The 14,472-nt window shown below is 51.2% G+C and carries 12 protein-coding genes; all 12 read right to left on the bottom strand.

Annotation, left to right across the window (positions count from 1 at the left end):
• Nucleotides 1-13: 13 nt before the first annotated feature.
• Nucleotides 14-544, bottom strand: a complete 531-nt coding sequence (locus CX511_RS12615; RefSeq protein ID WP_310794528.1) for a hypothetical protein — start codon at nucleotides 542-544, stop codon at nucleotides 14-16.
• A gap of 251 nt (nucleotides 545-795) precedes the next feature.
• Nucleotides 796-1,545 (bottom strand): hypothetical protein, encoded by a 750-nt coding sequence (locus CX511_RS12610; RefSeq protein WP_220639145.1) that lies wholly within the window; start codon nucleotides 1,543-1,545, stop codon nucleotides 796-798.
• Nucleotides 1,546-1,797: 252 nt separating this feature from the next.
• Nucleotides 1,798-2,547 (bottom strand): hypothetical protein, encoded by a 750-nt coding sequence (locus CX511_RS12605; RefSeq protein WP_220639144.1) that lies wholly within the window; start codon nucleotides 2,545-2,547, stop codon nucleotides 1,798-1,800.
• A gap of 165 nt (nucleotides 2,548-2,712) precedes the next feature.
• The gene (locus tag CX511_RS12600) at nucleotides 2,713-3,456 is read right to left on the bottom strand and encodes a hypothetical protein (RefSeq protein WP_101291778.1); all 744 of its coding nucleotides are present in this window, start codon (nucleotides 3,454-3,456) and stop codon (nucleotides 2,713-2,715) included.
• A 404-nt stretch (nucleotides 3,457-3,860) separates the two neighbouring features.
• Nucleotides 3,861-4,613, bottom strand: a complete 753-nt coding sequence (locus CX511_RS12595) for a hypothetical protein (protein ID WP_220639143.1) — start codon at nucleotides 4,611-4,613, stop codon at nucleotides 3,861-3,863.
• Nucleotides 4,614-4,633: 20 nt separating this feature from the next.
• Entirely contained in the window at nucleotides 4,634-4,828 is a 195-nt protein-coding gene (locus CX511_RS12590) for a hypothetical protein (RefSeq protein WP_143527595.1), read from the bottom strand.
• 189 nt (nucleotides 4,829-5,017) lie between these two features.
• The gene (locus CX511_RS12585; protein ID WP_220639142.1) at nucleotides 5,018-5,770 is read right to left on the bottom strand and encodes a hypothetical protein; all 753 of its coding nucleotides are present in this window, start codon (nucleotides 5,768-5,770) and stop codon (nucleotides 5,018-5,020) included.
• 404 nt (nucleotides 5,771-6,174) lie between these two features.
• The gene (locus tag CX511_RS12580) at nucleotides 6,175-6,927 is read right to left on the bottom strand and encodes a hypothetical protein (protein WP_220639141.1); all 753 of its coding nucleotides are present in this window, start codon (nucleotides 6,925-6,927) and stop codon (nucleotides 6,175-6,177) included.
• 404 nt (nucleotides 6,928-7,331) lie between these two features.
• Nucleotides 7,332-8,087 carry a hypothetical protein gene (locus CX511_RS12575; protein WP_220639140.1) on the bottom strand — a complete coding sequence of 252 codons (756 nt, stop codon included), beginning with the start codon at nucleotides 8,085-8,087 and terminating at the stop codon, nucleotides 7,332-7,334.
• A gap of 20 nt (nucleotides 8,088-8,107) precedes the next feature.
• Nucleotides 8,108-11,578 (bottom strand): T6SS effector BTH_I2691 family protein, encoded by a 3,471-nt coding sequence (locus tag CX511_RS12570; protein WP_220639139.1) that lies wholly within the window; start codon nucleotides 11,576-11,578, stop codon nucleotides 8,108-8,110.
• Nucleotides 11,578-12,456 (bottom strand): DUF4123 domain-containing protein, encoded by an 879-nt coding sequence (locus CX511_RS12565; RefSeq protein WP_101291776.1) that lies wholly within the window; start codon nucleotides 12,454-12,456, stop codon nucleotides 11,578-11,580. The genes CX511_RS12570 and CX511_RS12565 overlap by 1 nt, the downstream gene beginning before the upstream one ends.
• Nucleotides 12,453-14,468: a type VI secretion system Vgr family protein gene (locus tag CX511_RS12560; protein WP_220639138.1), complete on the bottom strand. Its 2,016-nt coding sequence runs from the start codon at nucleotides 14,466-14,468 to the stop codon at nucleotides 12,453-12,455. Before CX511_RS12560 ends, CX511_RS12565 begins: the two co-directional genes overlap by 4 nt.
• Between the last annotated feature and the right edge of the window lie 4 nt (nucleotides 14,469-14,472).

Raw genomic sequence — 14,472 nt, 5'->3', positions numbered from 1 at the left:
GTGTAAACTCATCTCACTTAAATTCATGGTGGTGATATTCGGTATGTATTTCCCGATAGCTCTTTGAATAGGCCATCGAAAGGTACGTCAAACCCACGCCACCGGGACCTATCAGCGCGCCGAGCAAGAATGACGGATCAATGGTTGCCATGAAGATAAAAAAAATCGCCGTTATCCCTGCAAGCCATTTTAAAAACGTTAGAGCCCACTCCGGAAAATCTTTCCACTTGCAATATTCAACTCCAGACCGGGTGAGGCGATAGGCAAAATTCATTCGTTGATGGGTGATGGATATCAAGGAAATACTTACAACAGAAAAAAACAATACAGCTAAAATTCCGCTGAAAACAGGGTCATCATCCATGCTCCGATACATCAGAATCGAGCTAATCATTATTACAGCAAAACAGAACCAAAACATCGCATCAGCTACAAAAGTGTTATAGTTACGCGCCCGAATCGTCCAGCCCAACAATTCAGGCTCATGCAAAAATTTCCATTTAAGCTGCGGCGGCAGCTCAAGATTCTTATTGAGTTCAAACACTGAAGCGCTCACTAATTAGTTTAATCTGGAACATCCAGCTTTAAGAGTTTTGTATTTTTATTGGCCAGCACTCGGGCTGGTCGCGGGACTCTCTAGCTAGACTTGCCAAAGGCTGTGTTGCTCCCGCGAGGGGTAAGCAGAATCCGCTGGGCCAAGTCTATTTCTTGGTCCTTCCGGCAACGCCCCAAGCAGCGTTGGATCGACCCAGTTTCCATCGAGAAACTGGGCCAATTGCCACCAACGCTCAACCATTAATCTGTACTGAGCGGCACGTTAACTTTCGCCTTAATAAAAGGCACACCTGGGGACAAAAAAGGTCTGATAAGTTCCGCCACTTTTTCCTTTTGCTTTCGCTTGCAAAAAATATTCAGACTCCAACTCACCACTCGACCAAGGCGCTGATCGAAATGAGTAAACTTCAAGTCCACTACTTCTCTATTTGTTGCAATAGCCAGCTGCGTGAAATCTTTCCACTCGTATATCAGATGATGATATTGGGTTTGCATTTCTCGATAACTCTTTGAATAGGCCATCGAGAGATACGTCAATCCGATTCCGCCAGGACCTATCAGCGCACCAAGCAAGAATGACGGATCAATGGTTGCCATAAAAACAAAAAAAATGGCCGTTATCCCCGAAAGCCATTTCAAAAATGTCAGGGCCCACTCCGGAAAATCTTTCCATTCACAGCATTCCACTCCAGTAGGAGTGAAACGATAGGCAAACTTCATTCGCTGATGAGTGATAGACACTAAGGAAACACTTACACTAGAAAAAAACAATAGAGTTAGAAGCCCACCAAAAACAGGATCATCGTCCATGCTCCTATATATCAGAATAGAGCTAATCGTTATTGCAGCAAAACAGAACCAAAACATCGCATCAGCTACAAACGTATTATAATTGCGCGCCCGGACCGTCCAGCTCAACAATTCAGGTTCATGCGAAAATTTCCATTTAAGCTGCGGCGGCAGCTCAAGGTCCTTATTGAGTTTAAACACTGAAACGCCCACCAATTAGTTTAATCTGGAACATCCAGCTTTAAGAGTTTTGTATTTTTATTGGCCAGCACTCGGGCTGGCTGCGGGACTATCGGCCCAGAATTTCCAAAGTCTGGTATTGCTCTTGCGAGTGGTAAGTATAATCCGCTGGACAGACTCTATTTCTTGGTCCTTCCGGCTATGCTCCAAGCAGCGTTGGATCGACCCAGTTGCCATCGAGAAACTGGGCCAATTGCCACCAACGCTCAACCATTAATCTGTACTGAGCGGCACGTTAACTTTCGCCTTAATAAAAGGCACACCTGGAGACAAAAAAGGCCTGATAAGTTCCGCTACTTTTTCCTTTTGCTTTCGCTTGCAAAAAATATTTATATTCCAATTGGTTACAAAGTCATCTCCTTCCATGGTGGTACTGTATTTTAAATCGACCACCTCTCTATTGGTTGCAATAGCAAGCTGCGTGAAATCTTTCCACTCATGAATCAGATGGTGGTATTGGGTATGCATTTCCCGATAACTCTTTGAGTATGCCATCGAGAGATACGTCAACCCAATTCCGCCAGGACCTATCAGCGCACCAAGCAAGAATGACGGATCAATGGTTGCCATAAAAACAAAGAAAATCGCCGTTATGCCGGCAAGCCATTTCAAAAATGTCAGGGCCCACTCCGGAAAATCTTTCCATTCACAGCATTCCACTCCAGTAGGAGTGAAGCGATAGGCAAACTTCATTCGCTGATGGGTGATAGACACCAAGGCAAAACTTACACTAGAAAAAAACAATAGAGTTAGAAGCCCACCAAAAACAGGATCATCGGCCATGCTCCGACATATCAGAATCGAGCTAATCGTTATTGCAGCAAAACAGAACCAAAACATCAAATCAGCTACAAACGTATTATAATTGCGCGCCCGAACCGTCCAGCCCAACAATTCAGGTTCATGCGAAAATTTCCATTTAAGCTGCGGCGGCAACTCAAGGTCATTATTGAGTTTAAACACTGAAACGCCCACCAATTAGTTCAATCTGGAACATCCAGCTTTAAGAGTTTTGTATTTTTATTGGGCAGCACGATCTTTCTCCATCAGCTCATTGTAGGGGCTCCACCAGAGCTTGTATCGCAATACATCATAATTATTGCTAAAACAATGTAAATCAACCACCCATCAGTACTGCGGAACGTCAGCCTTGGTTTTGATGATAGGTACGTTTGGAGACAGGAAAGACCTGATAAATTCAGCGATCTTTTCTTTTTGTTTTCTTTTGCAGAAAATATTAACCCCACCATTGGTTACATGCTCATCGCCCTTTTGTATGATACTGTACTTAAAATCGACGATTTCTCTATTAGTAACAATCGCGAGCTGAGTGATTTCTTTCCACTCAAACGCATAGTGATGGTATTGGGTATGCATTTCCCGATAATTCTTTGAGTACGCCATTGAGAGATACGTCAACCCCACGCCACCGGGACCTATCAACGCACCGAGCAAGAATGACGGATCAATGGTTGCCATAAAAACAAAAAAAACCACCGTTATTCCCGCTAGCCATTTCAAAAATGTCAGGGCCCACTCCGGAAAGTCTTTCCACTCACAATGTTCCATTCCAGATTGAGCAATGCGATAAACACAATTAATTCGCTGATGAGTGATAGATATCAAGGAAATACTTAAACCAGAAAAATATAGCAAGGTTAGCAGTCCACTAAAAACAGGATCATCATCCATGCTTATATATATAATAATAGAACTAATCATTATTACAAAAAAACAGAACCAAAACATCAAATCAGCTACAAGCGTATTATAATTGCGCGCCCGAACCGTCCAGCCCAACAATTCAGGCTCATGCGAAAATCTCCATTTAAGCTGCGGCGGCAGCTCAAGGTCCTTATTGAGTTTAAACACTGAAGCGCCCACTAATTAGTTTAATCTGGAACATCCAGCTTTAAGAGTTTGGCATTTTTATTGGCCAGTACGATGCCATCTTTCTCCATCAACTCACTATTAAATGCAGTGTTGGCCCGGTCGGCTTCATTCGTTGTCCATTCCAGGGCCAGCCGAAACATGTATCCACGGCGATCGCTTCGCTGCCACACGCCAGCCGAGCATTTAATCTCCAATTCAAGAACCGGACTGGCCGCGTGACTATCGGCCCAGACTTTCCAAAGTCTGGTATTGCTCTTGCGAGGGGTAAGTATAATCCGCTAGACAGAGCCTATTTCTTGGTCCTTCCGGCAACGCTCCAAGCAGCGTTGGATCGACCCAGTTGCCATCGAGAAACTGGGCCAATTGCCACCAACGCTCAACCATTAATCTGTACTGAGCGGCACGTTAACTTTCGCCTTAATAAAAGGCACACCTGGAGACAAAAAAGGCCTGATAAGTTCCGCCACTTTTTCCTTTTGCTTTCGCTTGCAAAAAATATTTATATTCCAATTGGTTACAAAATCATCTCCTTCCAGGGTGGTACTGTATTTTAAATCGACCACCTCTCTATTGGTTGCAATAGCAAGCTGCGTGAAATCTTTCCACTTATGAATCAGATGATGGTATTGGGTATGCATTTCTCGATAACTCTTTGAATAGGCCATCGAGAGATACGTCAATCCGATTCCGCCAGGACCTATCAGCGCGCCAAGCAAAAATGACGGATCGATGGTTGCCATAAAAACAAAGAAAATCGCCGTTATGCCCGCAAGCCACTTCAAAAATGTCAGGGCCCACTCCGGAAAATCTTTCCATTCACAGCACTCTATTCCAGATCGGCTGAAGCGATAGGCAAACTTCATCCGCTGATGAGTCATGGACAAAGTCACAAACAACATCAAAGTATAAAAAAAAACGCAAGACAATGTTCGCCAAGGCTGACTCATCCCCTCGTACACCGAGTACATGATAAACGCGGCCCCAACATTCAATACAGCCATAAACAAAAGCATGCAATTAGCTACAAACGTATTGTAATTACGCGCCCGAATTGTCCAACCCAACAATTCGGGCTCATGCGAAAATTTCCATTTAAGCTGCGGCGGCAGCTCAAGGTCCTTATTGAATTTAAACACAGAATCGCTCACTAATTAATTTAATCTGGAACATCCAGATTTAAGAGTTTGGTATTTTTATTGGCCAGTACGATGCCATCTTTCTCCATCAACTCATTATTAAATGCAGTGTTGGCCCGGTCGGCTTCATTCGTTGTCCATTCCAGTGCCAGCCGAAACATGTATCCACGGCGATTGCTTCGCTGCAACACGCCAGCCGGGTATTTAATCTCCAATTCAAGGACCGGACTGGCCGCGGGACTATCGGCCCAGACTTTCCAACGTCTGGTATTGCTCTTGCGAGTGGTAAGTATAATCCGCTGGACCGAGTCTATTTCTTGGTCCTTCCGGCAACGCTCCAAGGAGCGTTGAATTGACCCAGTTGCCATCGAGAAACTGGGGCAGTTGCCACCAACGCTCAATCATTAATCTGTACTGAGCGGCACGTTAACTTTCGCCTTAATAAAAGGCACACCTGGGAATAAAAAAGGCCTGATAAGTTCCGCCACTTTTTCTTTTTGCTTTCGCTTGCAAAAAACATTTAGACTCCAATTAGTTACAAAGTCATCCCCCTCTAGGATGACGCTGTACTTCAAATCAACGACTTCTCGATTGGTAGCAATGGCAAGTTGTGTAAACTCATCCCACTTAAATTCATGGTGGTGATATTCGGTATGCATTTCTCGATAGCGCTTTGAGTAGGCCATCGAAAGGTACGTCAAACCCACGCCACCGGGACCTATCAGCGCGCCGAGCAAGAATGACGGATCAATGGTTGCCATGAAGATAAAAAAAATCGCCGTTATCCCTGCAAGCCATTTTAAAAACTTTAGAGCCCACTCCGGAAAATCTTTCCACTTGCAATATTCCACTCCAGATCGGCTGAAGCGATAGGCAAACTTCATCCGCTGATGAGTCATGGACAAAGTCACAAACAACATCAAAGTATAAAAAAAAACGCAAGACAATGTTCGCCAAGGCTGACTCATCCCCTCGTACACCGAGTACATGATGAACGCAGCCCCAACATTCAATACAGCCATAAACAAAAGCATGCCATTAGCTACAAACGTATTGTAATTACGCGCCCGAATTGTCCAACCCAACAATTCGGGCTCATGCGAAAATTTCCATTTAAGCTGCGGCGGCAACTCAAGGTCCTTATTGAATTTAAACACAGAAGCGCTCACTAATTAATTTAATCTGGAACACCCAGCTTTAAAAGTTTTGTATTTTTATTGGCCAGTACGATTCCATCTTTCTCCATCAGCTCATTATTAAATGCAGTGTTGGCCCGGCCGGATTCATTCGTTGTCCATTCTAGGGCCAGCCGAAACATGTATCCACGGCGATCGCTTCGCTGCCACACGCCAGCCGGGTATTTAATCTCCAATTCAAGAACCGGACTGGCCGCGTGACTATCGGCCCAGACTTTCCAAAGTCTGGTATTGCTCTTGCGCGGGGTAAGTGTAATCCGCTGGACAGAGTCTATTTCTTGGTCCTTCCGGCAACGTTCCAAACAGCGTTGAATCGACCCAGTTGCCATCGAGAAACTGGGGCAGTTGCCACCAACGCTCAATCATTAATCTGTACTGAGCGGCACGTTAACTTTCGCCTTAATAAAAGGCACACCTGGGGACAAAAAAGGCCTGATAAATTCTGCTACTTTTTCTTTTTGCTTTCGCTTGCAAAAAATATTCAAACTCCAATTCACCACTCGTCCGAGACGCTGATCGAAATGACTAAACTTCAAGTCCAACACCTCTCTATTCGTCGCAATAGCCAGCTGCGTGAAATCTTTCCACTCGTATATCAGATGATGATATTGGGTATGCATTTCCCGATAACTCTTTGAGTATGCCATCGAGAGATACGTCAACCCAATTCCGCCAGGACCTATCAGCGCACCAAGCAAGAATGACGGATCAATGGTTGCCATAAAAACAAAGAAAATCGCCGTTATGCCGGCAAGCCATTTCAAAAATGTCAGGGCCCACTCCGGAAAATCTTTCCATTCACAGCACTCTATTCCGGATCGGGTGAAGCGATAGGCAAACTTCATCCGCTGATGAGTCATGGACAAAGTCACAAACAACATCAACATATAAAAAAAAACGCAAGATAATGTTCGCCAAGGCTGACTCATCCCCGCGTACACCGAGTACATGATAAACGCGGCCCCAACATTCAATACAGCCATAAACAAAAGCATGCAATTAGCTACAAACGTATTGTAATTACGCGCCCGTATTGTCCAACCCAACAATTCGGGCTCATGCGAAAATTTCCATTTAAGCTGCGGCGGCAGCTCAAGGTCCTTATTGAATTTAAACACAGAAGCGCTCACTAATTAATTTAATCTGGAACATCCAGATTTAAGAGTTCGGTATTTTTATTGGCCAGTACGATGCCATCTTTCTCCATCAACTCACTATTAAATGCAGTGTTGGCCCGGTCGGCTTCATTCGTTGTCCATTCCAGGGCCAGCCGAAACATGTATCCACGGCGATCGCTTCGCTGCCACACGCCAGCCGGGCATTTAATCTCCAATTCAAGAACCGGACTGGCCGCGTGACTATCGGCCCAGACTTTCCAAAGTCTGATATTGCTCTTGCGAGGGGTAAGTATAATCCGCTAGACAGAGTCTATTTCTTGGTCCTTCCGGCAACGCTCCAAACAGCGTTGGATCGACCCAGTTGCCATCGAGAAACTGGGCCAATTGCCACCAACGTTCAACCATTAATCTGTACTGAGCGGCACGTTAACTTTCGCCTTAATAAAAGGCACACCTGGAGACAAAAAAGGCCTGATAAGTTCCGCCACTTTTTCCTTTTGTTTTCGCTTGCAAAAAATATTTAAGCTCCAATTAGTTACAAAGTCATCCCCCTCCATGGTGATACTGTATTTCAAATCGACCACTTCTCGATTGGTAGCAATCGCAAGCTGGGTGAACTCTTTCCACTTAAATGCATAGTGATGGTATTGAGTGTGCATTTCCCGATAACTCTTCGAGTAGGCCATCGAGAGGTACGTCAACCCTACTCCACCAGGACCTATCAGCGCGCCAAGCAAGTATGACGGATCAATGGTTGCCATGAATATAAAAAAAATAGCAGTGATCGCCGCAAGCCATTTTAAAAATATCAGAGCCCATTTCGGAAATTCTTTCCAAATACAATATTCCACTCCAGATCGGCTGACGCGATAGGCAAACTTCATCCGCTGATGGGTTACACTCAAGATTACAAATGAAAATATCATATAAAAACAAAAGCTAATTACAAATCTAGCCATGACGCCTTCACCCGGCGCGGGCACTAAATACACTACATACGACAAACCAATCAATGCGACTGACAAAAACAAAAACATGCAATTAGCTACAAACGTATTGTAATTACGCGCCCGAATTGTCCAACCCAACAATTCGGGCTCATGCGAAAATTTCCATTTAAGCTGCGGCGGCAGCTCAAGGTCCTTATTGAGTTTAAACACTGAAGCGCTCACTAATTAGTTTAATCTGGAACATCCAGCTTTAAGAGTTTGGTATTTTTATTGGCCAGTACGATGCCATCCTTCTCCATCAACTCATTATTAAATGCAGTGTTGGCCCGGTCGGCTTCATTCGTTGTCCATTCCAGGGCCAGCCGAAACATGTATCCACGACGATCGCTTCGCTGCCGCACGCCAGCCGGATATTTAACCTCCAATTCAAGGACCGGACTGGCCGCGGAGCTATCTATCCAGACTTGCCAAAGTCGGTGTTGCTCTTGCGAGGGGTAGGTGAAGTCCGCTGGACTGAGTTTATTTCTTGGTCCTCCCGGCAACTCTCCAAGCAGCGTTGGGTCGACCCAGTTACCTTCGAGAAACTGGTCGTAAAAATTGCTCTCTGTGACAGACAGCCGACCTTTCGAAAAATAACGCTTCTCGATTATCGCTGGCTGCAAGGTCAGCTCTTTGCCCGCCAACGCTGCAGGCAGCTGGATTTGCACCCAGAAGCCCAGCCATCTCCTCGGGGTGCTGCCACCGCCGTAAGACAAGGCCCTTGCCATTACTGTGGGGCGCTGCAAGGTCTCCAGCAGCATTTGCATTTGCTCGAGATGGCCTTCCTTGCCCTGCGATGCAGGTGTTGCCCCGCGTCCCCAACTGCAGCGGTACAGCCATAAACGGAGCCCCTCACGCTTGAAGCGGTTGGCGGCCATGGAGACCATCAGATAGGCAATACCCAAGAGCGCTAGCGTGATCGTTACTGGCGTCGACATAATCCAGGCAAAACTAACCCAATAGCCGAGTCTTGCGCCAATTAACTGGACGCTGAAAGCAAAAGCCGTCCCCTGCGCAATACGAAGCTTCCATGACAGTAGCGTTTTCTCTTCCTCGCTAGTGGCAACATCAGCGTCTTCGGCGATCTGCCACGCCTCAAGCCCAGCAGCAACGGCCCCCAACGCTGCCCATGTCACCGTACGCAAAATCAGACCCTTCGAAACCGTGGCAAACTCGTTTGCCACTGCAGCTTGGGCGCTACCACTGGTAGCGCTTTTGGCTTTTCCTAGCCATTGAGAATAACCAGCCTGAGCAACCTTCAGTGTCATGTCACCCAACTTCGCAGACATCCCCCCCGCCCGACTCCAAGCCGGCCCAACCCACAACGCCGCGATGGCATTGGCGGCGTAAGCGGCATTGGCTCCCATGGTGCGCCATTCATCCGCAGAAAAATGACCGTCGTTCTGCGCCTTCTTGGCGCTGCTCCAGACGTTCCACACGTTCAAACCAACCAGCAAGGCTGGCAAGGCATTGCCCAGGTTCTGCCCCATCCAGGCTTTGGTGCGCACCAGGTAATCTTCGGTACCGGCCACTTTCAGTTGCGCCAACACCTCAGATTGCCCCAGGTCGACGAGCCAGCTGTTAATCAGCCCCAGCGGGGCATTCAGGCGTGTGCTGCCAGACGCTTTGGCGATGATCTGGTTAGGCCGTTTGAGGAACAGCTGTTTCAGCTGTTCTTCATGGGTTTGCAGTGATATTCGCGCGCTGCGTTGGTCGTGAGCCGGCGCGGGGTGAAGCAACACGCGCTTGGCGCCGGTTATTTTGTTGTTCACGGTTTGCACTTGCAGCAGCCAGGCCTGGTAGTCACGTAAGTAGGTCGGGTTGGTGAGCAACTGGGTGGCGCTGGATATTTCAGTAGAGATCAACACCTGGGTCGCCGCAAGGGTCAAGCCGGTGTCTTGCTTCATGGCCGGCAGCAGCATGCCGCTGAGCCCGTGCCAGGCGTCCCTGGCCTGGTTGTTGGCGACCTGGATCAGGGTGCTCATGGCTTGCTTGGCGGCGCTGCTCATGGCTTGGTAAGGCGGGCTGTTGCGGACTGACTCCAGGTCAAGGACCGCTTTCATTTCATTGGCTCGGGTGGCGATGCTCGTCACATCACCCGCCGCGCTCGGCGTCAGTGCCGGGGTGCTGCCATCCCCTTCACGGCCCTGGTCGTCAAGGGTGCCGTAGGTGGTGAAGTTGTGCGACACCGTTTTGATCAAGGCCGCCACGTCCGGACTGAAGTTGTACAGCGCCAGGCCGAACAGGCTGGTCGGTCGCCTGGCCTGCTGGCACAGCCACTTTTGCCCGCTCTGCCCGTTGCCCAGTACGGTGTACAGCGCGTGTGCGGTCTCCAGCAATTCGCTGGCTTGGTCGGCTTTGCAGGTGTCGTGGTAAACCGCCTCAGCGCGGGGGCTGAGGCGATCAAGCCAGGTGAGCAGATCCGCTTCGCTTCGCTGGCCATGCGCTCGAAGCCGTTGCGCCTGGGTGGTGGTCTGACTCAGGTACTGCTGCACCTCATCAAAGCGCACGTCCTCGCGCCACAAGCGTTTGGCCTTCCATTCTTCAAGGGCGGCCTGCCAATCACCTTGCCCGGACAGTTGCCCCCATCTGCCTTCAAACGTGGCCCTGGCGGCAGTGAGTGCCGAAGTCGCGCCCATCTCCACCACGCTTTCCAAATCGGTAGAGACCAGGTCCTTGCCACGCTCGACTTCATCCACGGCTTTCAGCAGGGTGTACAGGTCGTCGGTGCAGGCTTGGCGCTCTATAGGGTCCTCAATTGAGGCGGGGATAAATGCATCGCTATCAAACCCACACAACCGCTCGACGGCGAGCGCGCTTTCCATTGTGTGTTGGTGCTGGCTTTCAAACTGACTCAGTTCCATCAGCCGACCGGTCAGGTTCATGTTCAAGTCGTCGACCATGGCCAACGGATCATCCAGCGCGATGAACAGCGCCGTGTCTTGTTCGGGGACCCGCCCGCGCACCAAGGCCTCTTCGAACGCCGCTTTGCTCGGCAGGTCTGATTCACTCGCTGTTGTCGGCAACAGCGTGCTGGAAAAGGTCGGGGCGTTGGCGCCGTAGACGAAAATATCCGCCACGCTGTTGCCCAGCTCGGTAATCAAGCCACCGTGCTCGACGGTTCCGCTGGCACAAAACGCCGGCAGATCCACCGCTCGCATCCATTGGTGCTGTTCGGTGGCGCTGCTGCGCATCAGCTCGCACATGCGCCAGGTCCATTGCACCGGCGAGTATGCGATACGCAGCTGGCTACGGCGGGGATAGAGCAGGTACGGCTGGCTTTCGCCCGGGTTGTGACGCGTGTCCTGATTCAACTCGCTGTCGGTCCAGCGGTGGCGGGTGAAGTACTCAGCGTTTACCTGGTACTCGTGGAAGGTCTGGTCGACGCTGTTCCACACATACAGCCAGCCATCACGCAGCTGACGCAGGGTGTAGCTGCGGGTCTGCAGCGGGGGCTGTTTGCTCGACCAGCCGGCGGGAAGCGGATTCGGTCCTTGGCTACTGCCTTTGCTTAGCGGTGATTCGTCCAGCGCATAACGCACCGGGAAAATCGCCACCTCGGCCTGTCTGAAGGCGCATTGGCCCCTGCCCATCGGGGCGTTGGTGAATTCCTGGTTGCGCCGGGCCTGGTTCAGTTCGGCTTCTGTCGCGGGCTTGTTCATCACACGTCCTTGTTCACGTCGAGGTGCAGGCAAGCGTTGTCCATGTGCTGGATACGCAGCTCTGGTGCGAGTTTGAGGGCATCGGGGGTACGCGCCAGCCAGCGCTGATAGGGCGCATCAGGGTTATTGGTGAATCCATCCCCCCAGCGCAGACTGAATTCAACCCAAATCGTCAGGCTGCGTTCGCTGCAAAGTCCCCAGGCCTGGCCCTCATCGAGACGGTCATCAAACCACTGGGATAGCTGGCTCTTATCAAGGCGTGCCAGGTGTTGAGGATGACTGCGCTCAACGCGATGGTGCAGCCGTTCCATGAAGCGCCAGCGTGCGGCCTGATCAAGCGCATGTATCTGTGCTTCGCCCAACTGAGCGTATCCCTCCGCCCACTGAGGGGGCGCCGCCGTGCGAGTGAATGTGCACCACTCGGGGGGTTGGTCAAGCGCCCAGGAATGGGAACGTTGCGGCAGGTGCCAAGATTGAATCGGGCCAAGCACCGCATCCCGGTGCGCACCTTGATAACTGCCTAGCCAGTGACGCGCCACCAGTGGGTCGGCAAAACGCAGCAAGCCCTTGCTGCCACGTACATCGGAGGGCGCAATGAAGCGGCGCAAATGATCGGCAACGGCGATTATCGGCGCAGGGCTGTATAAAAGGCTGGCGTCAGCCTGCTGGGCAGCGCTTTGCCATGTTGTCTGAATCAGGTCGGATGAGCCTTGAGTCGCGACTAATATAGGTCCAAGGTCTTTGAGTTCCCTCCAGCGGGTTCCCTGGTACAGCGGTTCGATCTCAACCGGCTCTGCGAGCGCGTAAAGATTTGCCAAGGCATTGGCGCGCAAGACACCGTCGATCAGTAGGTAATTGGCTTGGGGGACGCTACTCACTGGGCATTTTCCTTCGCAGTCTGTTCACAGATTTCACACCATGGCTCAGCCCGCATCAGTGCCTTTGCCTGCGCCGCAGCCTCCAGCGGCGGCGGTGTCGATAATTCGTCGAGCAGGCCAGGCAACGCTGGCGCCGCTGCAGTTCCCGCGAGGGGCGCACCACCGATTTGAATTTCGCTACTGCTGAAAATGCCGCCGGGGCCGATGACGATGTGTTGGCCGCCACCTTTCAAGGTGATGCTGGCCCCGGCATCGAGGATCACTTGCCTTCCAGCCTTGAGGTGCACTTGCTGGCCCGCTTCAACCACCAGCGTTTGCCCCACTCGGGTATGGCTGCTGCTGGCGACCTGCAAATTGTCGTTAGCCTTGAGTTCGACCTTGCGGTCCGCGCCAACAGTGCGCTGGTCTTCAGCTTCCAGCACTGCAATGCTGTTGCCCTTGATGGTTTCCCGGCGCTCGTTACCGACCTCAAGCTGGCTGTCGTGTTCGATCTTTTGCTCCAGGTCGCGCTGGGCACGCAGGTAGATCAACTCCTGGCCTTTGCGGTCTTCAATCGACAGCTCGTTGTAGCCACCGCTGTCAGGCGAGCTACGGCTGCGCAGCACGGTCTTGGTTTTGTTCGCGGGCAACGGGTAAGGCTGCGGGGTGAGCTTGTTGGGCACGCAACCGGTAATCAACGGCTGGTCGGGATTACCCTCCAGGTAGGTCACCACCACTTCCATGCCGACGCGCGGAAGAGTCACCGCACCAAAGCCCGCCCCCGCCCAGCTGGACGACACGCGTATCCAGCAACTGCTCTTGTCACTGCTCAGCTCGGCACGGTCCCAGTGAAATTCGACTTTGACCCGCCCGTATTCATCGCAGAAGATTTCTTCCCCGGCCGGCCCGGTAACCCGGGCGGTCTGACTGACCAGCACGGCGTTGCGGGTGACCAGCGGTGGCCGGTAGAACACGTCCCAGGGAATGGCGCTGAAGCTGTTGCGATAGCCTTGGGTAAATCCGTCGGCAGGCTGGACGTCGCTGCCGACTGACTCCTCAAGCACCTGCGGCTGTTTACCTTCATGGGTGACGCTGAGCAAGAGCCACAAGTTATTGCAGTCTTTACGCGGGTGCTCGGTCAGGTCGAAGAAGTGGCCGCTGCGCAAAAACGGTTGGTCGCTTTGACCTTCGGCCAACTGATAGTCGCTGCGGTGTCGTTCCAGGGCTTGGCGGGCGCGTTGCCTGGCGAGTTTCTCGGTGTCCATCGACAGCGGGTAGCGGTAGTCCTCAAGCGGCGGGCTGAACTCGGCGGTGAACTGGCTTTCCAGCAGCAGGCTTGGCCGCTGGAAGTCATAGCCGCGGCGCGTGACCGTGCTGGTGCGGGTGCTGAAGCGCCGGGAGAACTGGCTGATGACCGGGTGATCGGCCACCAGACCACCGCCTTGCTGATACGGCGTTGCGCCGAGCTTGGGGAAAAACGTCTGGTCGTCGGTGAAGACCAGTAAGTGGCCATCCGGGCTGTGTTGGTGATGCCAGGCAATCCCGTCTTCACTGCACAGCCTCCGGATCAGTTCGTAGTCGCTTTCAAAATATTGAGTGCAGTATTCGCGTTCAGGGCTGGTGCGGACATGGAACGCAAAGGCATCAGCCTGAATGCCATGGCCCTGAAGCACCTGGGTGACGATCTGCGGCACCGTCAGTTGCTGGAAAATCCGCTGATTGTGACTGAACTGCAAGTAATGCAGGGCCGGCACCAAGGTCAACTGATAGCGGGTCAGCCGCCTGCCCGGCTCACCGGCCAAGACATGTTCGATTCGCCCATGAATCCCTTCACCCTGCAAGCCAAAGCGCAGAAATGCCGGCTGGCCGAGCAAGCTTTCCAAGTCGAAGTCAGGGTACTCGCTGACCAGTTCAACCTTGATCGCATACAGGCAACTGATGGTTTCACTACCGTCAAACGCCAGCACCTTGAAATCATTGCGAACCGTGGGGATCAGTAACTCGAAATGCACGCTATGAGCCGGCGCGAACATACGT

The organism is Pseudomonas sp. S06B 330 (assembly GCF_002845275.2).
GTDB lineage: Bacteria > Pseudomonadota > Gammaproteobacteria > Pseudomonadales > Pseudomonadaceae > Aquipseudomonas.
The sequence above is the reverse complement of the archived record's forward strand: the minus strand, read 5'-3'. Positions and strand labels throughout refer to the sequence as shown.

Bases quoted from the DNA above. Each gene is read 5' to 3' on its own strand.
- CX511_RS12570 (WP_220639139.1), bottom strand. From the start codon at position 11,578: ATGAACAAGCCCGCGACAGAAGCCGAACTGAACCAGGCCCGGCGCAAC.
- CX511_RS12560 (WP_220639138.1), bottom strand. From the start codon at position 14,468: ATGTTCGCGCCGGCTCATAGCGTGCATTTCGAGTTACTGATCCCCACG.